Consider the following 25,894-nt stretch of genomic DNA (forward strand, 5'->3'; position numbering starts at 1 on the left):
TGTCTTTACCCTTCGGGACTCGGGAGTAAACTTTGAGTGCTGTGATATGCCAGAGGTTAACACCCTAACCATTAGCATCCTGGCTACGATGGCTCAGTGAGAGTGCGAGATGATTGCAAAGCATAAACTAAGGTGCTACAAGATTTAGAGAAGGGAAGTTAAAGCCTGTTAATCTTAGAAGCTCTATGGACTAATGCCTAAGAAAAAGAACTAAGCAATATAGAAAAGCCTCAATCTGTCTAATAAATGTATAGGCCAGGGCCTTCACTGAAAGCTTATGAAATTGGAACGATAGGTAGGCTGAAAATAGCTTTTTAAGTAAATGATACTACTTTTAGTTTAATGCAAGGAGCTCTTGAATTATAAAGGTGCAAGAAGTCTTAAATTACTTATTTAAAGTAGATTAATCAACCTTTGTTTAGTTAAAGAACACTTTTCACTTTTTTAAATGTCTTTGTATAGCTTGATTGAAAATTAGTTTATGTTTTTTAAACTGATTAATTATAGCAGGTTCTTCCATTATTCGGCTAGCCCTGTTAACATATGTCAGATAGTTACTTTTAAAAAGCTTAGTCTTTTTCTCTGATACCACTCTGAATTCTCCATTAGAATGTTTTACAATTTTCTTCCAGTTACTATGAACTTTAATACGCTTTAAATTAGGATCATTGCAAAGTTTATAAAGCTGCCTTCTATAAATAACAGGTTTTTGACCATAGTCCTTTTCTGCCATTTTTTTTGCTCTGCGTGCTTTTCTCTTTACGCAGCTGATCACTCTACGATAATACTTAGCTAAATTTGTAGATTTTATGAATGCATTCTTCCCGTTGAATTCAAACCCCAGGTAAGTTACTGGTGCAACCTTAAGAGTGCCATCCGATAGGTATTTATAAGAAAGTAGTCTAGGTTCAGTATTACCTAAGATGGATTGCTTGAATATAAATTTCTCTGTTTTATCCTTACTAATTTGAACGAAACTTTCCTGTAATGCATTAGTAACAAACGTTTCTACATATGTAGCATTACTGGTAGTGCATATTATAAATAAATCATCTGAATATCTGCGATAAAAAACATTACTTTTTTTAACTAATTCGTTTAAAATACTTAGGTCAAAACTGAATAAGTACATATTGGCTAGTACTGCACTAATAGGTAAACCTTGAGGAATGCCAATAGGTTTTTTTGTTATTTTATCCCTAAACGGATATTTGTGGATTCTTACTTCTCCACTTTTAACTTTATCCCTAAACTCTTTAGGTGAGCTAAATAAACTTTGTTTGCCCAATCTATTTCTAATGTGAGCCAAATGCCCTTCATCGTAGCCTTTGCGTTCGCATCCATTTTTTGTATGCCTACATAAATCTTCATGCAGTATATAGGAGAATCTCGTACTCGCTTTAAATACATTCAGATGATCCTTTGGCAAATGTGATACTCCTAGGATGTCAGCCCATATGGACTTTAGCAATTCATGATTTAAGCTTGAAAAGAAACTTTTTATATCAAAAGTCAATACGATACAATCAGATCCTTGTTTAGATCTATTTTTAATTTCATCGAATACTTCTTTCGCAAAATGAATCGTACTTTTATTAGATTTCCCTTCAGAAGTAGGAATTCGTCTGTAGGCGATTATAGATTCTGATAAGCCGACATGTTCTTGAATTCGCTTTTCGTAGTGTGATTGAAGCAGATCAGCGTAATATCCAAAAATGAGGGCATCTAGGTGAGTGGAATAGTGAAGAGGTCTAAGCTTTATGTTCCTTACAGGTTCTCCATTTTCATTTCTGTAAGAATGTGCCCTTTCTGAACTATTAGAATCTTTTCTTTTATATCTCCTCTCTTTGAGTATAGAGTGGATCAACGGATAAAAAGCGTAAGTAGAAACAAACTCGGGATTAGTTACTTTACTAATAATAGTCTTTTTATTTTTGGTAATATCAATTTGTGGGGTTAAGTGTAGATATCCTTTAGCTTTTAACCAAAGCTTTTCTTTTTTATCCATTTTAGTGAAGCAAAAAACCTTGCAGGTACGTGTAACAGATAGGTATTGAGTAAACATACACTCTATAATAAAGAGCCGGACCAGTACCCAAATTCTTGAGTCACAGAATGTTGAATCTTATTAATTTCATCATTCAAATACTTATTATCATGGAAGTATCAGAAGAAATCGTTAACGTTGCAATTGGGCTATCAAGCTTAGTTCTTTCAGGGTGGAACCTGTATCGGGTTCGTACTGGTGAGCCATGCTCGAAGGCAGCAATCGAGAATCTTTAACCTTTTCAATAATAATTTATGAAAAGTAAACTTCTACAATAGTATAGAAGCTTTATAGTCCTAACCAATTGTTTACTCTCTTCGTACTTTTCTGCAAGGTTTTGGCAAAAATAGGTTTATTTGCAAATAGTTGTCTTTTTTGTCCAAAATAAATTTACCTATGCCCCCAGAAAAACTAAGCCATTTTAAAGAATGGTTGCCTGGAACTATTGTTACCTTGCAAACTCATGCTTATACAAGCAAAATATTTGGCGATGCAGTTATGATTGGAGGAGATTCAAGCTTATTGTCTCCTGTTATGGTGATTATCGAAGTGCTTATTGAAGGGAAATCACATTTTGAAGAACATTCTGGAATGGAAATAGCCCAGGAGGGATCGTTCCAATGTAAATGTATGTGGTTCTCATCAAAATCACATCACTTTGAAGATGTCTGGATTTCTTCTCGACTCTTAAAGCCCATCAAAAAGATTGAAGATTTATTACCTGAAGGATTAAAAACGTCGTATAGCTATGGTGACAAAGTAAATTTTAGGACTGTTGCTTATGAATTGGATAAAAGAAAGAGTACTTTAAAACATAACAGTCATAGCTCTGATCCAATCACTAAAGACATCTCATCTTTAGTATCTTTTGTTGCTCCATTGATGCAAGTAGTTGGTACCTCAAGATATGAAAGTAAAGAGCCTCTTATTGATAATAAAAGTGGGGCAATTAGGAGAGTTACGACCAATCGATTAATTAAGTGCAAATACTTTAACTGTCACTCTGATAAATTTAGTGAAGTATTTTTGCCTATCGAAACGTTAGAGTTCATTAATATACCTGATGATAAGACCCTCAAATTTCTAAACAATTCTTTGAATAAAAAGCAATATCTTGTTTTCTCTGAGAATCCTGAAAATGTTGAATCACGAACACTTCTAGAGCCAAAACTTTTACACTTCCGAAATGGCATCTACTTTCTTGAAGCACTTGACAAATTGACCTATCAAAGAACAGAAATCCGTATCAGTGCTAATGAAAATCGTTTTAAACCCTATAGTAGAAAAAATCCCTCATTGCCATCTTTTTCGGAAAATAATGGTAAGTTTTTAACCAAATTCATAACCCCTGATACCCTCAAAGAATTAATTGGCAAGCCCGTAGAAAATGAGTATCTGAATATAACTTATACTGATCACAATGAAAATACAAGTGTTCGTACCTTGAAAGAATATTCAATTATCGAACCTAGTGAAGAAGAAAAAAACGATACTGATTTGTATTTAAAAGCAAAGTGTTTGTTGAGAGACAGTATAAGATATTTTAAGATATCCAGAATAAAGAAAGCTCAACTATTTGATTTAAATGATGATTTGTAATAGATACGTCACTAGCTAGCGATATATTCATTTGCTAGCTAGTGATATTTTAATGTCTTTTTTATTCACACTCACATTCATAATCCATAATATAAGCATTAAAACGTTCCCCGTAGGAATGTTGCATATCATAGATATTTCTGAATGCATTCCAGTTTCTTCGCGGTACATTGCAGAAAATGTAGTGCTGGGTTTGGTATCCTAACCTATCGCGTTTGATTTCAGCAATGACATAAAGAACGTCCTTATATTCAATGGCTACTACGGATTTTAACCAGGAAGAGCGAATGAGTTGAAAACTGGAGACTTCTCCTACTTTATAACCATTGTCGATAATGAAGTTCATTAATCGGACGCAGGAAACACTCTGACTTACTAGAACGGGTGGTTTTACTTCTTCTTTCTTGACGTTAAGATTTGCTTCAAGTGTATGATCCGTTGCGTAGACTTTCTCCAATTGCGTATGGATGAGCAACAGCGATGCAGTCAGTAGCCAGGCGATTGATTTCATGTTGGTAAGGGCGTTTTACTATATATCACTATTCCTCTATACAGGTTATCACTTTTTAGTAGATTTTCATTGCCCCTAGTCATCTTCCCACCTCAATCCCTTATTTTTGACTATTCACCATTTACCCTAAGTACCCCATGTCTGATTACCAGATGAATGTGCTGAAAACTCAGCTTTGGAATGTGGCCAATACCCTGCGGGGCAAGATGAGTGCCGACGATTACCGCGATTATATTCTGGGTTTTATTTTCTATAAATACCTCTCCGAGAAACTCGAAAACTACGCTAATACTATTCTCCAGCCCGACGGAATCACGTATCTGGAGATCGACGAAAACACCGAAACCGGGCAGGAATACCTGGAAGCCGTCCGGGTGGAAGCCGTGGAAACACTGGGGTATTTTCTGAAACCTTCCGAACTCTTCAGTCAGGTCAGCAAACGGGGAAACGATAGGGACGACGAAACCAGTAGTTCATTCATTCTGGAAGACCTCGACCGAATTCTCAACAACATTCAGCTTAGTACCATGGGTACGGATAGCGAGGAAGATTTCGATAACCTGTTCGAAGACATTGACCTGAGTAGCTCCAAGCTGGGCAAAACCGCCGAACAACGGAACGTCCTCATTGCCCGGGTATTACACCATCTCAATGAGATTGATTTTCAGCTCGAACAATCCGAGCGGGATGTACTGGGCGATGCTTACGAATACCTCATCGGGGAGTTTGCCGCCGGAGCCGGAAAAAAAGCCGGTGAGTTCTATACGCCGCAACCCGTAAGCAAACTGTTGGCTAAACTGGTGACAACGGGTAAAACTAAGCTCAAATCGGTGTATGATCCGACCTGTGGTTCGGGTTCGTTGTTGTTGCGGGTAGCTAAAGAGGTGCAGGAGGTAGGGCATTTTTACGGACAGGAAATGAACCGGACGACCTATAACCTCGCCCGGATGAACATGATTCTGCACGACGTCCACTACAGCCGTTTCGATATTAAAAACGACGATACGCTGGAGCACCCGCAACACGAGGGCATGCAGTTTGAAGCAGTAGTAGCCAACCCACCTTTTTCGGCTCAATGGAGTGCCAATCCGCTCTTTACGACCGACGAACGCTTTGGGTCCTACGGCAAGCTGGCTCCTTCGAGTAAGGCCGATTTTGCCTTCGTGCAGCACATGGTGCATCACCTGGCTGATAATGGTACCATGGCAGTAGTCTTACCCCACGGCGTACTCTTCCGGGGCGGGGCGGAGTTACTGATTCGCCGGTATCTGGTCGAAAACCGGAATTACCTGGATGCCGTGATTGGCCTGCCCGCCAACATCTTTTACGGCACGAGTATTCCGACCTGTATCCTGATATTTAAGAAATGCCGCGAAACGCCGGAAGATGTCTTGTTCATCGACGCCAGCCATGATTTTGAAAAGGTAAAAACGCAGAATTACCTGCGGGACGAAGACCTGCATAAAATTGTTACTACGTACCGCGAGCGTACCGAGCTGCCCAAATACAGCGTACGGGTACCGCTGGCCACCATCGTGGAAAATGAATACAACCTCAACATTCCCCGCTACGTCGATACCTTTGAAAGTGAGGAAACGATTGATCTGAACGCCATCGCGGAAGAGTTACAAACGCTGGAACAACAACTGACCGAAACGAATACGAAGATTGCGGGATACTGTCAGGAATTGGGGATTGTTTCTCCGTTTTAATACAGTTGTTCGTTGCTGATTGTTTGTTGTTAGTATCAATGAATCGAGTTTATGGAAAAAGAATTGAATGTGCCGACGTTGCGGTTTCCTGAGTTTAGTGGGGAATGGGAGATAAGAATTTTGAGTGATATTAGTAATAAGATAACAGATGGAACACATGATACACCTATGCCAATTGAATTTGGTATTCCCTACTTAACAGCGATACATATTAAGGATGGCAATATAGACTATGAAAATTGTTATTATTTATCCAGAGAAGATCATGAAAAGATCTATAGAAGATGTAATCCCGAATACGAAGACTTGTTAATTGTTAATATTGGTGCTGGGGCAGCAACGTGTGCTTTAAACACTATAGACTATGAATTTAGTTTAAAGAATGTTGCACTAATTAAGCCTAATAAAAAATTAATAAATCCATATTATCTTGAACAATATCAGAGAAAATCTAGCATACAATTATTTACAAGATTGTCTTCTGGTGGAGCACAACCGTTTCTTTCCCTTAAGGAAATAGGTAAATTTAAAATACCATACCCCCCTCTCCCCGAACAACAAAAAATAGCCTCCTTCCTTTCCGCTATAGATGAGAAAATCAGGGGTTTAAAGCGGAAGAAGAGCCTGTTGGAGCAATACAAAAAGGGCGTTATGCAGCAACTCTTCAGTCAGGAAATTCGCTTTAAAGATGAAAAGGGGAATGATTATCCGGATTGGGAGGAGAAGAAGTTAGGGGAGGTAGCAAGTAATGTCATGTATGGTCTTAATGCTGCTTCTAAAGAATTTGATGGTGAAAACAAGTATATTAGAATTACGGATATTGATGATAATTCTAGAACTTTTATAAATGATGGTGTAACTTCTCCAGATTGTGAATTGGATGATAAATATCTTTTGAAAGAAGGAGATTTGCTATTTGCCCGCACAGGTGCTAGTGTTGGCAAGACTTATCTATATAATTACAAAGACGGTAAAGTTTATTTTGCAGGATTTCTAATTCGATTTTCTTTGAAAGATAATATTCCTTATTTTATTTTCCAGCAAACCTTACAACCTTCTTATAACAATTGGGTAACTAAAATGTCAATGCGTTCTGGGCAACCTGGCATTAATGCGGAAGAGTACAAGAGCTTTCCAATAATATTACCTTGTATAGAAGAACAAACCAAAATCGCCAATTTCCTATCCGCGATTGATGAAAAAATAGAAATAGAAGACGCCCGGATTAAACAGGCCGAAGTTTGGAAAAAAGGCTTGTTACAACAGTTATTTGTATAGACCGCTCTTCTTATTATTTGTTTGCATAGGTATGACGAACGTAGAACCGCAGTTTCAGCACATTACCCGTCTGATCGGAGAAGCCCGGCAACGGGCTTTTCTGGCGGTGAATCGGGAACTAGTGCAGCTCTACCGGCAGATTGGGCAGTGCGTAAGTCAGCAGGTGACTAGTAAAAGCTGGGGTAAATCCGTGGTGAAAGAACTGGCCGAATACATCCGCCGGACCAAGCCCCAGCTCAGTGGTTTTTCCAGTCAGAATATCTGGCGGATGAAGCAGTTTTACGAAACTTATCAGACCTATCCGCAACTCACTTCGCTGCTGAGCGAAGTAAGCTGGACGAATCATCTACTGATTTTGCCCTGTCCGAGTCCCGAAGAACGTGAATTTTACCTGCGGCTGGTCGCCCGCGAGCGGTACTCCAAGCGGGAGCTCAGCCGCCAGATCACCAGCTCGTACTACGAACGGGTGATGCTGGGTACGCAAAAACTCGCACCACTGGTGCGAGAATTACCGCAAAGCCTGACCGACTCACTCAAAGACACCTACATACTGGAATTTCTGCAACTGCCCGAGTTGCATCTGGAAGGAGAGCTGCGGAAACGCATCAGTCAGAACATTACCCGTTTTTTGCTGGAATTTGGCCGGGATTTTGCCTTCATCGGCGAAGAGTATCCCCTTCAGGTGGGCGATCAGGATTTTCGCATCGATCTGTTGTTTTACAACCGAACCATGAATTGTCTGGTTGCCATCGAATTAAAGGTCGAACGCTTTAAGCCCGAGCACTTGGGTCAGCTCAATTTCTATCTGGAAGCATTGGACCGGGACGTCCGTAAGCCGCACGAAAACCCCTCGATTGGCATTTTGCTCTGTAAGGGAAAGAATGATACCGTCGTGGAATACGCTCTTAACCGAAGTCTGTCGCCCACGCTGGTCGCCGATTACCAGACCAAGCTGCCCGATAAACGCCTGTTACAGGCCAAATGGCAGGAAATTTTGGATACGTTGACGGAGGAAGCCGATGGAGCAAATCCAGAAAATTCAGTCGTATAAACGCACCCGTTTGATAGTATAATACCTCCGCCCCGCACCACTATGAATACCTCCGCTTCGGCTGTCCAGTCCGAATTTGCCCTGGAAAAGAGCCTGGTTGAAACTCTTCAACAGCTCAACTATACATTTGTTGCCATTCGTAACGAAACCGAACTGATTGCCAATCTCAAGCGGCAGCTCGAAATCCAGAATGCAATCGAATTTTCGGCTTCGGAGTTTGAGAAAGTCCTCAATCTCCTGAGTAAAGGCTCCGTTTTTGAAAAAGCCAAAACCCTCCGTTCCAAACAGCATATTCTGCGGGATAACGGAGATCCGCTGTATTTCGATCTGCTTAACGTTGAGCACTGGTGCCAGAATCAGTTTCAGGTTACGCAGCAGGTGAACATGGAAGGTACCTACAAAAACCGCTACGACGTAACCCTGCTTATCAACGGCCTGCCGCTGGTACAGATTGAAATCAAGCGTCGCGGGCTGGAGCTGAAAGAGGCTTTCAACCAGACCAATCGCTACCAGCGACATTCCTACGGCAGTGGGATGGCTCTGTATCAGTACATTCAGCTCTTCGTCATTAGCAACGGCGTCAATACCAAATACTACGCCAACAACCGCGAACAGTCATTCAAGCAGACCTTCTACTGGACCGACGCCGAAAATCAGCGGATTAGTAATCTGGATGCCTTCACGCGTACCTTTCTGGAACCCTGTCATCTGTCGAAAATGATCTGTAAGTACATCGTGCTGAACGAAACGTACAAAAGCCTGATGGTATTACGGCCTTACCAGTACTATGCCGTCGAAGCCATTATTGAGCGAGTCAAGCAAAGCAATAAAAACGGCTACATCTGGCACACGACTGGCTCGGGCAAAACATTAACGTCGTTTAAAGCCAGCCAGATTATCATGCACCTACCGCAGGTGGCAAAAGTGGTCTTCGTCGTGGATCGCAAAGATCTTGATTATCAGACGTCCAAAGAATTCAACAGCTTTAGCAAAGGCAGCGTCGATGGTACCAGCGATACCCGGGCTCTAGTCAAACAGTTTTCTGACGACACCCGTCTGATTGTCACCACCATTCAGAAATTGAATACGGCTATTACCAAAGGCAAATACCAGGCCTCGATGGAGCGGTTCAAACGCGAGAAGGTCGTATTTATTTTTGACGAATGTCATCGCAGTCAGTTTGGCGATACGCAGCGACGCATCCGCGAATTTTTTGAGAATGCCCAGTTATTTGGCTTTACGGGTACCCCCATTTTCAAAGACAACGCTCAGAAAAATTCACTGGGACTGCGAACCACCAAAGACCTCTTTGGCGAACGTCTACACCGTTACGTCATCACCGACGCCATTCGGGACGAAAACGTACTCAAGTTTTCGGTGGAATACGTGGGCCGTTTCCGGCGAAAGGATACGCTCAATGAAATGGACATTGAGGTTGAAGACATCGATACAAAAGAGCTGATGGAACATCCCAGTCGCCTGGAAAAGGTGGTGGATTACATCTTGGCCAATCATTCTCGTAAAACGCATAATCGGCTATTTACGGCCATGTTCTGCGTGAGTAACGTCCCGACCCTCATCAAGTACTATGAACTGCTGCAGCGGAAAAAGCAGGAGGGCAAACACGACTTGAAAATAGCCACCATCTTTAGCTATGGCGACAACGAAGATGATGCAGACGCGAATGGTTTTCTGACTGACGGAACCGACGCACTAGCCGCTGATGGATCCGTACAGTACCTCAGCAACGTACATAGCCGCGAAAAACTCGATGCTTTCATTGGCGACTATAACCAGCAATTTGGCACCAATCATTCGGCAAAAGACGGGCTGGCCTTTGATAACTACTATAAGGACATTGCCAAGCGGGTAAAAGCGAAAGAAATTGACTTGTTGCTGGTCGTCAACATGTTTCTGACGGGCTTTGACAGTAAACCGCTCAATACCCTTTACGTTGATAAAAACCTCAAGTACCACGGGTTGATTCAAGCTTATTCGCGTACCAACCGGATTTTGAATGAACTCAAATCGCAGGGAAACATTGTAGTCTTTCGAAATCTGAAACAGGCTACTGACGACGCCATTACCCTATTCAGCAATCCCAAGGCCATCGAGGAAATCATGGTGGAGCCTTACGAGGATTACCTGCAGAAATTCCAGCAAGCTTTTAAGCGGCTTATAGAGGTTGCCCCCACGGTTGAAAGCGTGGATGCGTTGCCCACCGAAGCCGAAGAACTGGCGTTTGTCAAGGCATTCCGGGATATGATGCGGAATAAAAACGTCCTGGAATCCTTCGCTGACTTTACCTGGGAGGATCTGCCCTTAACCGCTCAAACCTTTAACGATTACGCCAGCAAGTATCTGGACCTGAAGGATAAAACCAAGAGTAGTGAGGGCAAGGAAAAAGTTTCCATACTCAATGATGTTGATTTCGAGATTGAACTGATTCACCGCGATGAAATCAATGTCAGTTACATCCTGAGTTTGCTGGCCAAAGTGCTAGACGTTAGTCCGGAAGAAAAAGCCAGAAAGCAACAGGAAATTCTGGACATCATTGCGGGGGAAGCCCAGCTCCGTAGCAAGCGGGAACTGATCGAAAAGTTCATTAACGAAAACCTGCCTTATCTCAAAGACAGCGAAGACGTAACCGAAGCGTTCAGTACGTTCGTTAGCGATGCCCGACTAGCCGCCCTGCAAACCCTCGTTGCGGAAGAAAACCTGGAAGAATCTCAGACGGAACGTATCATTGAGCAATACCTGTTTGCTCAGCGTCAGCCCCTACGCGACGACGTGCTGAAACTCATCAAAGGTTCGCAACCTTCGGTGCTTCAACGTCGCAAGACCGGCGAACGCATCATTGAAAAGCTAATCGGCTTTGTCGAGACTTTCATTCAGGGAATGCCTGTGTAATTTTTTTCAAAGTAACTGTTAACCACCGCCCCCTTTCCGGTATATCCTAGTATCATGCAAGAACATTTCCTTTCCATAGCCTGCATTGGAAGTTGGGCTATTTTCAGTAGTTATTACCTGTTCCGATCCTATCATAATCCGTCTAAGGTTAATCCTTACCTGCTGGAAAGTATTCCTTCCGTTTTTCCGACGCTTGGGATTATGTGCACGGCTTGGGGCATTTTCTCTGGATTGTCAGATTTTGATGCCAGCAATATTCAAAATAGCTTACCTCAGCTTTTATCGGGATTGAAGTCTGCGTTTGTCGCTACTATCGCCGGTATTGCGGGTTTGATTATTGCTCAGAAAGCTTTAGCCTATGTCCAGAATCATATTGACCATTCACCGAATCGGCCCCGACAAGCCAGTGATGAGCTTTCAGCGTTAAATGATTTAAACCTTCGGTTTGGAGAACTGGAAAAGGCCCTCCGGAACGACCTCTCCGTCATTAATAAAACGCTCCGGGATACTCAGGAATACAATGTTCAACAGTACAGAGAAATTCAGAACCTTATTAGTAAGCAAATTACAGAAAGTGAAAAGCAATTTGTTCAAACCGATGGTATTCAGCGATCGATCGATCAACAAATAGCTATAGGAAATAGTCAGCTTTCCCAAACAGAAAGCTTCCAGAAAACAAATGCTGCTTATCTGGATCGGATTCTTAATAGCTCTACCCAAACGCTGAAAGCAACCGAAGATCAGACGAAGAACCTTGAACAAGGCTTTGGGCAGATCGTCAGGGGGATGACGACCAGTAATCAGCTACTGACGACCAAATTTGACGAATTCTCCGAGCTGATGCGTCAAAACAATACAGAAGCCTTGGTTGAGGTCATGAAAGCTACTACGGAGCAGTTCAATGCTCAGATGAGTGAGCTTATTGATCGACTGGTAAAAGAAAACTTTAAAGAACTGAATTCGAGCGTACTTATGCTGAATTCCTGGCAAAAGGAAAATAAGGAACAAGTTGCTCAGTTAGGGAAAGAGGCTCAGTTGATTCTGACCAATGTAAGTAAGGCTACGAAAGATTTAGATAAAGCAACAATTGTACTTTCGCAGGTTGCAGCCCTGAGTGAAGAACTGGTAGCGAATGATGGTAAACTCACTCAACTGGTTAGAGAGTTAGATAAGGTCATGATTAGTGACGGTAAGTTTACGGATATCGTAACCAGGGTTGAACGCTCCGTCGATACCTTACTTACGACTACGATGGCTTACGATGAAACTACTCAAAAGCTAAATATTTGGGTTCGGAATCAAATGAATTTTAGCGATAAGGCCGAAATTCTCATTAGTCAGCTTGAAGAATTCAGAAACCTGAATGGGTCGACCTGGGATAATTACCGGGCAGAAATGGACAAGTCCATTAACATCATCAAGAGGGCTTCTACTTCCCTTGGTAAAGACCTGGAAAACATTAACCAGGAATTTTATGAACGTCTTAATGATACCCTACAAAATCTGGATGGCTTGATTCAGCGATTCATGATGGGTCAAACTACAGTAGCCCGTCGATAACCATGAAAGCAAAAAAAGAAAACTTCTGGATTCCCTACGCTGACTTGATGACTGTTCTGATGGTTATCTTCCTGTTTATTGCTCTGGCTTACATGGGTTTATTGCAGGAGAAAGTAGGTCAGGTAGAAGATACAAAAGCTCAGATCTATAAGGATCTTCAAAAAGAGTTCAGGGAAGTAGCCAGCCACTGGAATTTAGAAGTTAACAAAGACTTATCGATTCGTTTTAAAAATGCGGATGGCCTGTTTGAGAAGGGGGAAGGTATGCCAACTCCCCATTTCGTTAGCGTACTTAATCAGTTTATCCCTAAGTACTTAGCAATTATTACCAAACCAGAATATCAGTCTACTATTCAGGAAGTACGCATTGAAGGGCATACTGCCTCCGGAAATTACCGGCAAACCATCGAACTTTCTCAGCAACGAGCGAATCAAGTCCTCTATTACGTAGTCAACCATTCCTCTTTTGCAGGATTAACCCGAGACCAGCAACGGAACTTAAAATATACCCTAACCACAAGTGGGTACGGCTGGAGCAGGGCTCTGGATGCAGAAGGGAATTACTCAAAAATCTCCCGTAAAGAGTTTGATGTCCAATCCCGTCGGGTAGAGTTTCGGATTGTGACTAACAGTGATAAGGTTATTGAAGAACTAAATCAAATTAAGTTATGAGTTTGTATACGTTCGGTCGATTGAATAATTTCTTAGATGACCAAGGTTACAAAAAGGGAATTTTAGGAGCGTTTAAATCCATCAAACGGACTCTAAAACAGCTGTTAGAAAGTGAAGAACTCATTATCAGGCCTGAAGGGTTATTCTGTCTGGAAGATGGAATTGAATATCAGTGTTACCTGTATAATAGAACTCCTAACATAAGCAAATATGGAATACCTAAATTTCACATTGCCGAATGCGACGTAGTATTGGATCGGCATGAATTACTAGGAGACTATGTCGTTAGTAACACTGAATCAGTTCAGCTATACGATTACTCCAAAAACAAACAGGCTTATCCAGCGGAAGGAGTATTAACTACTTTGACACTATGCTCCAAATGTAGAAAACTGGTTGGAGAACAAATGGATCAGGCTTATTCTACTAGTGATTTTTACAAATACCTCGAAGAAAAATATGAATCTACAGTAGCAATAGAAGATATACCTACGGATATCGATGGGCATACCTTAGATTGGAAATGGGTAAGTAAAAAATTCCGTGAATCAAAAGAATATGTCTGCGAGAAATGTACGATCAATTTACAAGAAAGCAGTGCTCGTCGCTTTTTACATGTTCATCATAGAAATGGTAACAAGACAGACAATCGATCTAAAAACTTACAATGTTTGTGTATAGACTGTCATTCAAAAGTTGACAAACTACACATAACTAACTTTTCAAAGCCTTCCAAAAGAAAAGAGTTAGAAGCATTTCAGAAGTATTTATCAAGCCGCACAGACAGTGAGGCAAATTGAATCATCCCTAATTTATGTACTTAAGCTTATGCTACTAGTAGTCAACCAGGAAAACCCTACCACTTTCGACAAAATTCAGGCGGGCACTTTCAATGCTTTCAATATTTGGGAACGCAGACACATTCAGGAATGGATTCGGCAGGCTCCTGAAGTACTCGGAGAAGACCTTCTGGTAGTAAGCATTGAATTTGATAAGTTCATTAAGTCTTCGGATCGACTAGATATACTTGCGATTGACCGGAAAGGAAACCTAGTAATTGTAGAGTTAAAGCGAGACAGCATGGCGGGTTATGCTGATTTACAGTCCATTCGTTATGCCGCCATGATGTCCTCTTTAACGATTGAAAAGCTTTTACCCCACTATGTAAGCTATCAACAAAAGTATCTAGCAGACGAACAGGCCAATATCAGCACTTCATTAGAGCAGATTAAGGAATTTGTGACTGAACAGGAAGATTTTAAACAATTCACCAATAAGCCCCGAATCATCTTATGCTCGGAGGACTTTTCTACGGAATTGACCACAACTGTACTTTGGCTCAACCAATGTGGATTGGATATTTCCTGCGTTCGAATTAAACCTCATCAGATTGGTACTCAAATCGTCATTGTTCCTACGAAAATCATCCCCTTGCAGGAAGCTCAGCAGTACTTAATTGAAATTCAGCATAAAGAAGAGGTAAGAGAACAACCTACCTCTCTAACTAAACGTCCAACTACCATACGAGTATTATTGGAAAACGGCTGTCTGCATGAAGGGGCCATTATCTCCATGAAGGATAACTTACCTAGCTTTGTTATCTACCGGGATGATAACTTTTTTAAAGCGGAGATTACAGGTAAGTTGGGCCAAAAAAATACAGTAAAATGGTTGTATGATGGCAAAGAGTACTCTATTTCAAATCTTACCCATACGATATTTACTGAATGTCATCCAGAAAAACAGCACCCTGGAGCTTTAGCAGGGGGAGAATATTGGCAAGCAGAAAATGGCCGGAATTTATATGCCTGGGCGGATGAAGTCTGGCAGTCCCAGAATTAGCCGAAGGCAAGCTGACAAAAACTAAACTCAGTAGTTCCCTCAAGTATGTACTTGAAAGAGCTACTGAGTTTAGCTTAAATTAAAACCAAAGATTAAATAGCAGAGCTCTGTTTTAGTGCTTCAATAGCCGCATGTAAATCTTCTTCGTATATAACTTCAGGCCCCTTGCCTTTAGCCTTCAATTGAATTGCTTTTTCTACTTTCCTCCCGTAGCTGGCAAAGGCCCAGCAGTTACTTTTTTCATCGCAGATAACTAAATATTGCAATTTAGAAGAAACGCTATCCTGCATATATCCGCCGTATAGTTCAATGAGTTCAGCTAATTGCCGTCGTGTGTACTGCTTGGAAGTCCCAGTTAGGCAAAAGCTAAAGGTGGGAATGTCAATCTGTAAATCAGGAGAAGTTAGAGATCGAGCCATAGTCTGGTTCGATCTTTCCTCCTGTTGAGGAAGAGCATTGACTAAGTCACAAATCTTGAGTAACTCATCTTGTAATGATGGAGTAATAGTGCGGTTCAAGATGATTTTTTGGATCAATGGAAAAAGGTCATCAAACAACCAGGTATTTTTCAAGAAAAAATGTTCCCCTAACCAATCATTTAACTGATGAATCTCTGCCTCATTAATAATTCGATCAGCTGCTATACCCGTTAATAAACCAGTAAGTTGCTGAGTAGCGGAGGTGATGATGCAATAGTAGGGATTGTCTTTGTTAAGATACTGCTGACAAAGCCAGCGTAAATTCTCAATTTCCTCATCAGTTACCACGCCATCAGCCAGCACATTTTGAATTGCTTCGATGAAGACGCGATAGGGGTATTTGTTCTCGTACGGTTTTACAGAGCTTGTCCAACTAGTAAGCCGAGCCATTTCCTCCGCATTGATATCTGCATCTGCTTGTATACCCAATAAATACCCATATAATGAATTTAAATCACGTTCGAGTTGGGCTTCTGAACAAAAATGAACGTATGTACCCTGATCAAAGGTATCAAATGAGGCTGTGTTCATGTGGACAATGGAAGGATTATAGGTTATAAGTTGATTAGATTAGACAATTTGGATCGAAGCTGCCCGTATTCAATCTTCGCAACTCTAATTACTGACTTGGTATAGCTGTATTTTTATAAAAAAGCAGAAGACCGAAATTTTCAATTATCGATACTAAGTAAAGTATTTTGTACATATAAGCTTATGATATTCTAAAAAAGTACATTTTAGGGCTAGTACTTCTGCATGTAGCTAACCACCTTTAGCGTTCTCACCTCATTAACTAGGTACTACCATTATGCAATAATATAAATAATACGTTCATAAATACTCATAAGTAATTACGGCAGATAGTATTTTAATCGATCTATAAGCTGAATGCTATTTGATTTCGTTGTCTTCATTTTGAATGATTTTAGATTTATAAGTCGAAAATTACAATTCTTAAGTAAATAAGTAGTATTATTAAAGATAAATTAACCCTTATAGTCTTTAACAAGAGCATGTCCGCCCCCTTGCATCCCGTTCAAAAGCAACTGGAAGAAAACCGACGCGAATTGTTGGATTTATCAACCAGAAACCGGCTTATTTCCATCCCGCTTGGCTCGAAAAGTGCTCGTTTAGTTCAAATTTTTGATGAACGAGCCGATGAAGTTTATAAGCGGCTCATTACTGAGCGAAAGACATTCACATTTCTACCGGGTAAAGTTCGCTCGAAATCACAGACATCAAACGAGATGGATGAAGATGTCGAACAACTGGTAGAATTACCGTTACCAGATGACGATGATGTAGATGAAGTAACGGGAAAAGCTAAACGACACACAGACAGTAGACTGCAAACCCGACTTACACCTGAAGTACTGCAACGGAGATTATTTGACTTACATAACGAAGCCCGGACACTCATTGAAGAGCAGGGAGTAAATGTTCTCTATTTAGCGATTGGACTTTTACATTGGATTGACCGCAATACCGCAAATACTCCACGACAATCACCCTTGCTGTTGATTCCAGTAGATTTGACTCGAAGTTCTGCTCAGGAACGCTTTGCACTTCGCTGGCGGGAGGAAGATCTTATGGATAATCTTTCTCTGGCTGAAAAGCTGCGGTCAGAATATCAGGTACAATTACCCTCTCTGGGTCAGGAAGATGCAGAAACGTTTGACTTGGCTACTTACTTTTCAGCAGTAGAACAGTCTATTGCCGGAGCTACGGGCTGGTCAGTAGAAGCGGATGGCATGTGTTTAGGATTCTTTTCCTTTGCCAAGTATTTGATGTACCGAGACTTAGATGCAAACCTTTGGCCTGAATCTCATTCCTTACTTGAGCAGCCATTGCTTAACCAATTATTATTTCCTAAAGAGGAATTAATGAAAGAATCTGGTCTTACTTTACCTCATAGCTTGGATGAGTGGATCAGTCCAGAGCGGCTGGATCATGTAGTGGATGCAGACAGCTCACAGACTATCGCCGTAGAATTAGTACGACAAGGACAAAATCTGGTCATTCAGGGTCCTCCAGGTACCGGTAAGAGTCAAACCATTACGAACATTATTGCTACTGCTGTACTTGATGGTAAACGTGTTTTATTTTTAGCAGAAAAGCTTGCCGCCCTCGAAGTAGTAAAGAGACGATTAGAACGCGAAGGCCTTGCAGCTCTTTGCCTTGAATTACATTCCAATAAGTCTCGGAAAGCTTCGGTTTTGGGTGAATTAAAAGTAACCTGGGAACTTGGTAAGCCCCAGATGGAAGGTGTGTCTTTTCAGGCTCTAAACGAACAATTGCACGTCCACCGCACTCTACTCAACGAGCACCCTTTACGCTTACATCACAGTAAACTAAACCCAATCCCCTCTGCGTATACTCTACTCGGTACCATAACTACTTTAGGGTTGCCTAAGGGAGCGGAAACTTTGGTTGCTTTACCCGACATTCGTGCCCTTTTTCCTAAAACGATTGCCTCCATTCGGCATAACTTGGACCAGTTAAGTCAATCCATTGCAACCGTTGGTGACCCAGCTACACACGTATGGCGAGGGGTGGGCTTACGCAGATACTTAGGTACTGAACGGCAAGAACTTTTGCAGAGATTAGAGGTTCTGAGTACACAGGCTCAAGTTTTGCATGAACTTTCAGAAACATCAGCGAATGCTCTTATGCTTAGAATTGAAGAGTCAACTCTTGAAAGACTTGAGCAGTTTCAAAATTTACTTGAATTTTCCCGCTACAAGCCTAGCGGCAGCTTATTCTCATTAAGCCAACCCGTCTGGGAAGAGTCTTATGCTAGTATTGAAAAATTAACTCTGTTAAAAGCTCAATTTGAAGCCCTTACTCTAGTTCTAAAAGATGTGGTGGTAGCGGGTATCTGGCAGGAAGATCTTACACGAGTACAGCGACCGTTGGCTGAACACGAATCTAGCTTTTTCAAAATTTTAAATAGTGATTACAAACAGGCAAAAAAGGAGTTTGCTCGTCAGTTACGTATTCCTTTACCTTCGGATGTGTCAGATCGGGACCGGCTATTGAATCAAATTATTAAAGGACAGGAGCTTTACCGGTCCTTAACTTTGCAGGCAGCTTTGGGCGAACAAGCATTTGGGAGTCGTTGGACAGAACAAGGTAATGCACAAGAACTTGTCAAACAGGCGGAATGGATGCGACAAGGCATTGAAAAAGGTTTTAGTAACCTCGAGCGAAAAGCTGCTTTAAGTGTAACGAGCGAAATGGCCAATCAGCTTTTAGCCACCATTCCTGAACAAACCGCCAAGTATCGTGAACAATTAAACTGGTTATCGGATCGACTCAATCTAAATGAGAGAGTTTACGGTCCAAGTGATAAGATTCCTTTTTTAGAGGCAATTTATCAATTTCAACAGTGGAAACAGTCTATCGATCAATTACCAGAGTGGATAGCCTATCAAAACACGTTACAAACCTCTTTAAATGGTCCGGCTAAAGCGGTGGTCGCATTATTTATTGACGGTAAGCTCTCTCCTACTGAATTACGAAGCAGCTTCGACCGAATCTTGGCTAAGCAGCAACTGGAAACATTACTACAAGAGGAACCTGAACTCACGGATTTTAATGGTGATATACACAACGAACATATAGCAGGATTTCAACGATTAGATCGGCTTCGTCTCGATTTAGCTCGTTTGAACGTACTTACTCAACATCAGCAGAATTTTCCGATAAAAAAATCGGTAGGGGCTGTAGGTATAGTTTTAGGAGAAGTAAATAAGCAGCGGGGACATCGTCCTGTTCGCCAGCTGCTGACTGCTGCGGGACGAGTTATTCAGGATTTGAAACCCGTTTTTATGATGAGCCCCTTGTCGGTTGCTCAGTTTTTGGAACCCAGTAAGGTTGAATTTGACCTGTTAGTCATTGATGAAGCCAGTCAGATTAAACCCGTTGATGCTTTGGGAGCCATTGCACGCTGCCGTCAATTGGTAGTAGTCGGCGATGAAAAGCAGTTACCTCCTTCCAGTTTCTTTTCTAAGCTCACTTCTAATGATGGAACGAAAGAGACCGAAGAGGACGACAATGAAAGCAATCTAGTCAAAGCTAAAGAATTAGAAAGTATTCTTTCTTTGTGTAAAGCTCGTGGTGTAACTGATACCTTACTACGTTGGCACTATCGAAGCAAGCATCATTCTCTGATTGCCATTTCTAACAGTCAATATTACGAAGGTAAACTTTTTGTTGTGCCCAGTCCTTGGAAACCGAACGCTGGACTAGGTCTGGTTTGGCGTTCCGTTAAAGGAATTTATGACCGTTCAGTAACTCGTACTAATCCAATCGAAGCAAAGGAGGTAGCCTTGGCGGTCATGGATCATGCATTAAACCGACCCGAGGAAACGCTGGGTGTAGCAGCCTTTTCAATGGCTCAACAGCGAGCTATTCAGGACGAAGTCGAAGTTCAACGACGAAAATATCCCGAAGTAGAAGCTTTTTTTGCCAAGCACGCCCACGAGCCTTTCTTCGTTAAAAACCTGGAAAATGTGCAGGGAGATGAACGGGATGTTATATTTCTTTCCTTAGGGTATGGGAGAGATTCCAGCGGTAAACTCAGCATGAATTTTGGTCCATTAAATAAAGTAGGTGGCGAACGAAGGTTAAATGTCCTCATATCTCGGGCTCGAAGACGCTGCGAAGTCTTTAGTTCTATCACTGATTTAGATATGGAGGTTACTCCAGCTACTAGCCAGGGCGTAGCAGACTTAAAACAATTCCTCCAATATGCTCGAACGGGAGAAGTACATTCTAGTACTTCTAACGCAGCTGGAATCCAACATTCACTCGAGCAAGCTATTAAAATGAGTCTGGAAGAAACGTATGGCTGGGAAGTACATACCCATGTGGGGATAGCCGGTTTTTTTGTCGATTTAGCTATTGTTGATCCTCAGCGAAAAGGTCGGTACGTGCTAGGAATCGAGTGTGATGGTATATCCTATCATAAGGCGGCTTCGGCTCGGGACCGGGATCGGCTTCGTCAATCTATTCTCCATTCTCAGGGATGGCTAATGCATCGTGTTTGGGCAATGGATTTCTTTAAGAAAAAAGAGGCAACCTTAGCAAAAATTAAGCAAGCTTATGATGAGGCATTGTCCCTTTTGGAAGAATCTGATGCTTTGACCCTTGTCTCTCCAGAACATAACATATTTTACAGATCAGAAGAAACAAAACCTGAGCTATCCGAAAATGAGTATCAAGTTGCTACGGACATCAGTGTTCCAACCCATGATCCTTATCTTCTTTATCCTGGTCAATTCAGTGAGCTGACCTTGCAGGTGTTGAAAGTAGAGTCTCCTATTCACGTAGATGAATTAACAACGCGTTTACGAGAACTTTGGGGCTGGGCCAAAGCCGGGAGCAAGTTTCGACGTTTAGTTGAAGAAAGTATTGATGTACTGGCACTTACAGAAACTGTTCAACGCCAAGAAAATGGTTTTGTGACTCTTAAAGATCATCCTCTCAAAATCCGCCGTCGCGGAGAAAACGCTCCAATTGGAACGCGTAAACCCTCTTATATTGCCCCACAGGAGCTTGAATTAGTACTAATAGAATGTACTCGCTTAGTGAAAGCGTTAACTCGGGAAGAAGCAGCAAAAGAAGCAAGTATGATGTTAGGTTTTAAAATGCTCAGTAGCGAGTTTCGTACCCTTCTTTACGAACGAATAGATAAATTATTAGAAATAGGCAGCTTGAAAGAGACGGAAGGAAAAATGCATCTTCCCTAGGTAGATAATGTTAATTCGATATATAAATAAGACTCGTATCCTTTTACTAAATAACGACTATTAAAAAGGGTATGAGTCTTATTTGTAATTCATACTACTAGCAGTATTGTATGAATATATCAAATACAAACTTTATAACTGATATGGTACGCTGTTGAGGCATAAAATGCAGTAGTAATGCCCGGCATGAGAAAATTCGCGGGCTAGTAAGTAATCCTATGGCATTTTACAAACGAACCTTTCCAAAACGTTATGAACAGTTGATTTATCATTTTCATCTCAGTGGAACAGTGAATTAATGAAATAATTTAAAATATATTTGCTAGTGAATGGTGTATTATCGGGTCTTGACCAATCAAGAAGTTACGGTATGGGACTTGGAGCTCAAAAGCAAGTCGTTGAAAATTTCAACCGGTTAAAAAGAGTAGTGCTTTTTAGCTTCACCGACTTTTAATCCGGTAAAAAAATTGATTAGCCCCAGCATCAGGCCGGCATCAGTTATTACAAAACTTACAGGGCAACCTTCCTCATTGCAAAACTGGATCGACTTACTCGGAACTTAGTCTATTCTGTACGCTGTACTTACTTAATCTTAAATCTATACCTAACTAACTTCTTAGGTCTCATACCGGGCAGGATAGTACAGGATATTGTCGGCGAGTACAACTCCTAGTTTTAGCTATCTTATTTTATTGGTAGTATCTTACTCAAGATACACTCAAGTATAATTACTCGCTTGTTAAGCCCCACTCGTTCGATCACATCATGAACTTCAGAGTACCACTCTTACTTGCCCTTTTTGTTTTTTGTTCATGCATAGCCACTGCTCAAGTTCATCTTAAAAACCTACAAGTTGAGTACACTCCAACTCCGCTGGGTATGGATGTCGAGCGTCCCCGTTTTAGCTGGCAAATGCAAACACCAACCAGAGGAGCTAGTCAAACGGCCTATCAACTGGTCGTTACGGATGAAAGGGGGCAGCCTGTTTGGGATTCTAAGAAAACAAAAAGCAGTAGTTCTCTAGCCATTCCCTACGCCGGGAAACCACTGAAAGCCCGTACCCGGTACCGGTGGCAGCTTCAGGTGTGGGATCAGTCCCATCGTGCCCACCGGTCTGAATCCTGGTTTGAAACGGGACTGATGGATACGAATGCGGAAGGCTCGGCCTGGAACGGGGCCCGGTGGATTGGTGGGACGGATACGAGTTTGGTGCTTTACTCATCTTACCTGCCCGTGTTTAAACTAAGTTATAGCCTGCAACTTGAAAAGTCTTCCACGCGGGCCAGTTTTGTCTATGGAGCCAATGACCCTCGGCTCATGGATCCCAACAAAAACCTGTTCAAGCTAGCCAATAGAAAAGATGAATCGTATCTGCGTCTTGAACTCGATATTAGTCCCTTATCCAACAACGGAACGGCTCTACTTCAGGTCTACCGGGCAGGCTATCATCCTTCGGATCATCCCGAGAAACCATTAAAAAGTTTTCCCATTCCCCTGAGTCTAATCAATGAGCAGAATAAATACGACAAGCACCGGATTTACCTGCACTCTAACCTGGGCATTTCACACTTTTATGTGGATGGCGAAGATCGAAGTCACCTCGTGGCCGAAGCCGGACTGAATCCCTTGGGTAATGGAGGTGATTTCATTGCGTTTCCCGTATTAGGCGAGATTGGGTTTTCGGTGCCGAAGGGACATACCGCCTTTTTCTCTGAGGTGAAAATTAGTAATTATCGAAGTCCTTCGAATGTTCTCTTTACCGAACCGCTTCATCAAAGCCCTTACCAGGGGATCTTTTCCGGGATACACATTAAAAATCAGGCCTACCGAGTGCAGGGTGGTCAGACGGGCGTATTGCTGACGGCCAATCCTAGTAAAGCCGCCATGCCCATGTTACGTACGACTTTTACGGCGTCGTCTGCACCACTTGTGAAAGCTCGCCTGTATGCAACCGCTCGGGGGATTTACGAAGTCTACCTCAATGGCAAACGGATTGGTCAGGACTATTTTAATCCCGGCCTAACGCAGTATAACAAAACCCACCTCTACCAAACCTACGATGTTACCAAGCAGATTCGGGCGGGAGAAAATGCGTTGGGAGCCTACTTAGGCGAAGGCTGGTGGAGCGGCGGGGCTACGTACGCCGGCGAAAACTGGAATTATTTTGGAGATCGGCAATCACTTTTGGCTCAGCTCATTCTTACCTACGCTGATGGTAGGGAGCAGATCATCGTGAGTAAGCCCCAAAGCTGGACTTATTTCGACGGGGGACCAATGGTCTACGGTAGTTTTTTTCAGGGCGAAGTCTACGACGCTTTGCGGGAACGGGCCATTGAAGGGTGGTGTACTGCTGCTTACGATGCTTCCTTATGGAAGCCGGCCCAGGAAATCGGTTTGTCGAAGCAAGTCAGTCAGGCGTATTCACTCAACAATCCCAGCGTAGCTGATTACTCGCAGGCCACGCTACGGGGACAATTTGGGCCAACCGTACAAAAGGTCCGGGAGCTTACTGCCGTATCGATGCAGGAAGTTCGTCCCGGCGTTTTTGTCTACGACATGGGTCAAAACATGGTGGGTGTTCCTGAGATCCATTTGTCAAACGTGAAAGCTGGAACCAAGCTTACCTTGCGGTATGCGGAAGTAAAATACCCGGATCTGCCGGAATATACCGGAAATCAGGGCATGATCATGCTTGAAAACATCCGGGCAGCGATGGCTCAGGATCTTTATTTTGCCCGAGGGGGAGAGGAGACGATTGCCCCCCGCTTTACCTACCACGGCTACCGCTTTGTGGAGATCACCGGAATCGATCAGCCCTTACCGCTAACGGCTGTGAAGGGAACGGTTCTTAGTTCCATTCATCAACTGGCCTCCCAGTATGAAACCTCCAATGCCAAAGTGAATAAACTTTGGGAAAACATAACCTGGTCCACGCTCGGAAACTTTCTGTCGATTCCCACCGACTGTCCCCAACGCAACGAGCGTCTGGGCTGGAGCGGCGATATTTCTGTATTTGCCCGCACTGCTACCTACCTGGCCGATTTACCGCAGTTTCTAAGCCGGCACCTGCAAGCCATGCGGGATGTGCAGCGAGCCGATGGCCGTTTTACGGACGTGGCTCCTTTGGGTGGAGGCTTCGGCGGTATACTCTGGGGAAGTGCGGCTCTGACCGTAGCCTGGGAAAGTTATCAGCAGTATGGCGATAAAGAATTACTGGCCGCCCACTATGAAGCCATGAAACGCTACACCCGCTATATCCAGGAAAAAAACATAGACCCTAAAACCGGATTGCTCACCCAGGAAAATCCGACCTTCTGGGGAAATCTGGGTGACTGGCTGGGACCAGAGCAAAACAAGAACGATAATTCACTTTTATGGGAGGCGTACTGGATTTACGATCTGGAGCTGATGCAAAAAATGGCTACTGTTTTGGGAAAAACAGCGGATGTCCGAACGTTTGAGGACTTACACCAACAGCGGAAATCCTTTTTTAATGCCACGTACGTGGAAAAGCAGAGCGGAAAAACCATTCATTCCGGCTTTAAACAAAATCCGTCAGCGACTCTGAAAGCGGGAGATGCTGTGGATACTCAGACGTCTTATGTGCTTCCGTTAGTATTTGATGCGTATGATTCAGAGCACCTTCCCAAAGCTATTGATCGCTTCGTGGAAAGCATCAAACGGGAAAGTAAGGCTGAGAACGGTACCCTCACGCCGTCGTATTCCTTAATGACGGGCTTTATTGGTACGGCCTGGATCAATAAAGCCTTATCGGACCAGGGGCATTCCGAAACGGCGTATCGGCTATTGCAACAAACCTCGTATCCTTCCTGGTTATATTCGGTTGATCAGGGAGCAACGACCATTTGGGAACGACTGAATTCGTACACACATACGAATGGATTCGGGGGCAATAACCAAATGAACTCCTTCAATCATTACTCGTTTGGAGCCATTGGGTCCTGGCTGTATAACTATTCGCTGGGCATTGAACGGGACGAAAAAGCCCCGGGCTTCAAGCATTTCCTGCTCCATCCCGAACCAGATCCTACGGGACAGATGACCTATGCTCGCGGCTATTACGATTCGATGTACGGACGTATTGAAAGTAGCTGGAAAAAGAAAGAAAAAGGGCATGTGTACCGATTCGTCATTCCCGCCAATACATCCGCAACGGTAACCTTACTAGCTCCTTCCGCCCAGGCGATCTCCATCAATGGAAAACCATTTGCGTCTCCCAAAGTCGTTAGCTACTCAAGTGCTAAAGGAAAACAAGTATTCGAGCTTCTTTCGGGGACTTATGAAATTATAGTGAAGCCTTAGTTGCCATTTTCTTTGATAAATCAATTTCGGGAATTTTTACATAATGGCAAGAGAATACCAATACCATTGTGCAAGGATTGAAGATAAGCTTTCAAAGGCTGCTGCACCAAGAAGATAAGCTCATAAACGAAGACTTACATGCATTAATACTTATCTTA

General features: G+C 42.5%; 14 protein-coding genes. 11 read left to right on the forward strand and 3 right to left on the reverse strand.

Annotated elements, in window-relative coordinates:
• Window positions 1-436 precede the first annotated feature (436 nt).
• On the reverse strand, window positions 437-2,008 hold the full coding sequence (locus tag BWI93_RS23765; protein ID WP_176454310.1) for a reverse transcriptase domain-containing protein: 1,572 nt from the start codon (window positions 2,006-2,008) through the stop codon (window positions 437-439).
• Between the two features lie 435 nt (window positions 2,009-2,443).
• Between BWI93_RS23765 and BWI93_RS23770 the strand changes: the two genes are divergently transcribed.
• The gene (locus BWI93_RS23770) at window positions 2,444-3,646 is read left to right on the forward strand and encodes a hypothetical protein (RefSeq protein ID WP_094816084.1); all 1,203 of its coding nucleotides are present in this window, start codon (window positions 2,444-2,446) and stop codon (window positions 3,644-3,646) included.
• Window positions 3,647-3,707: 61 nt separating this feature from the next.
• Here the strand turns inward: BWI93_RS23770 and BWI93_RS23775 are convergent, their stop codons facing one another.
• Complete coding sequence (locus tag BWI93_RS23775; RefSeq protein WP_094816086.1) at window positions 3,708-4,157, reverse strand: hypothetical protein; 450 nt, start codon at window positions 4,155-4,157, stop codon at window positions 3,708-3,710.
• Window positions 4,158-4,294: 137 nt separating this feature from the next.
• Between BWI93_RS23775 and BWI93_RS23780 the strand changes: the two genes are divergently transcribed.
• Genes BWI93_RS23780 through BWI93_RS23815 form a run of 8 tightly spaced genes read left to right on the forward strand, consistent with a single transcriptional unit; the run spans window position 4,295 to window position 15,181 of the window.
• A complete protein-coding gene (locus BWI93_RS23780; RefSeq protein WP_094816088.1) occupies window positions 4,295-5,869 on the forward strand; it encodes a type I restriction-modification system subunit M in 1,575 nt (524 codons plus the stop codon).
• A gap of 51 nt (window positions 5,870-5,920) precedes the next feature.
• Complete coding sequence (locus tag BWI93_RS23785) at window positions 5,921-7,147, forward strand: restriction endonuclease subunit S (protein ID WP_217902335.1); 1,227 nt, start codon at window positions 5,921-5,923, stop codon at window positions 7,145-7,147.
• A gap of 31 nt (window positions 7,148-7,178) precedes the next feature.
• Window positions 7,179-8,198, forward strand: a complete 1,020-nt coding sequence (locus tag BWI93_RS23790; protein ID WP_094816090.1) for a YhcG family protein — start codon at window positions 7,179-7,181, stop codon at window positions 8,196-8,198.
• Window positions 8,199-8,240: 42 nt separating this feature from the next.
• Window positions 8,241-11,108, forward strand: coding sequence for a type I restriction endonuclease subunit R (locus tag BWI93_RS23795; RefSeq protein ID WP_094816092.1), 2,868 nt, complete (start codon window positions 8,241-8,243; stop codon window positions 11,106-11,108).
• Window positions 11,109-11,162: 54 nt separating this feature from the next.
• Window positions 11,163-12,668 (forward strand): MotA/TolQ/ExbB proton channel family protein, encoded by a 1,506-nt coding sequence (locus BWI93_RS23800; protein WP_094816094.1) that lies wholly within the window; start codon window positions 11,163-11,165, stop codon window positions 12,666-12,668.
• Window positions 12,669-12,670: 2 nt separating this feature from the next.
• Window positions 12,671-13,339: an OmpA family protein gene (locus BWI93_RS23805; protein ID WP_094816096.1), complete on the forward strand. Its 669-nt coding sequence runs from the start codon at window positions 12,671-12,673 to the stop codon at window positions 13,337-13,339.
• Entirely contained in the window at window positions 13,336-14,139 is an 804-nt protein-coding gene (locus tag BWI93_RS23810; RefSeq protein ID WP_094816098.1) for an HNH endonuclease, read from the forward strand. The genes BWI93_RS23805 and BWI93_RS23810 overlap by 4 nt, the downstream gene beginning before the upstream one ends.
• 28 nt (window positions 14,140-14,167) lie before the next feature.
• Window positions 14,168-15,181 (forward strand): hypothetical protein, encoded by a 1,014-nt coding sequence (locus tag BWI93_RS23815; protein WP_094816100.1) that lies wholly within the window; start codon window positions 14,168-14,170, stop codon window positions 15,179-15,181.
• 92 nt (window positions 15,182-15,273) lie between these two features.
• Here the strand turns inward: BWI93_RS23815 and BWI93_RS23820 are convergent, their stop codons facing one another.
• On the reverse strand, window positions 15,274-16,191 hold the full coding sequence (locus BWI93_RS23820; protein ID WP_094816102.1) for a BRCT domain-containing protein: 918 nt from the start codon (window positions 16,189-16,191) through the stop codon (window positions 15,274-15,276).
• A 494-nt stretch (window positions 16,192-16,685) separates the two neighbouring features.
• Between BWI93_RS23820 and BWI93_RS23825 the strand changes: the two genes are divergently transcribed.
• Both BWI93_RS23825 and BWI93_RS23830 read left to right on the forward strand, forming a co-directional pair.
• Window positions 16,686-21,413, forward strand: a complete 4,728-nt coding sequence (locus BWI93_RS23825; protein WP_176454311.1) for a DUF3320 domain-containing protein — start codon at window positions 16,686-16,688, stop codon at window positions 21,411-21,413.
• Between the two features lie 879 nt (window positions 21,414-22,292).
• Window positions 22,293-25,736, forward strand: coding sequence for an alpha-L-rhamnosidase (locus BWI93_RS23830; RefSeq protein WP_255158039.1), 3,444 nt, complete (start codon window positions 22,293-22,295; stop codon window positions 25,734-25,736).
• Window positions 25,737-25,894 lie beyond the last annotated feature (158 nt).

Origin of the sequence: Siphonobacter sp. BAB-5385 (assembly GCF_002261125.1) — a bacterium.
In the GTDB taxonomy this organism is placed as follows: domain Bacteria; phylum Bacteroidota; class Bacteroidia; order Cytophagales; family Spirosomataceae; genus Siphonobacter.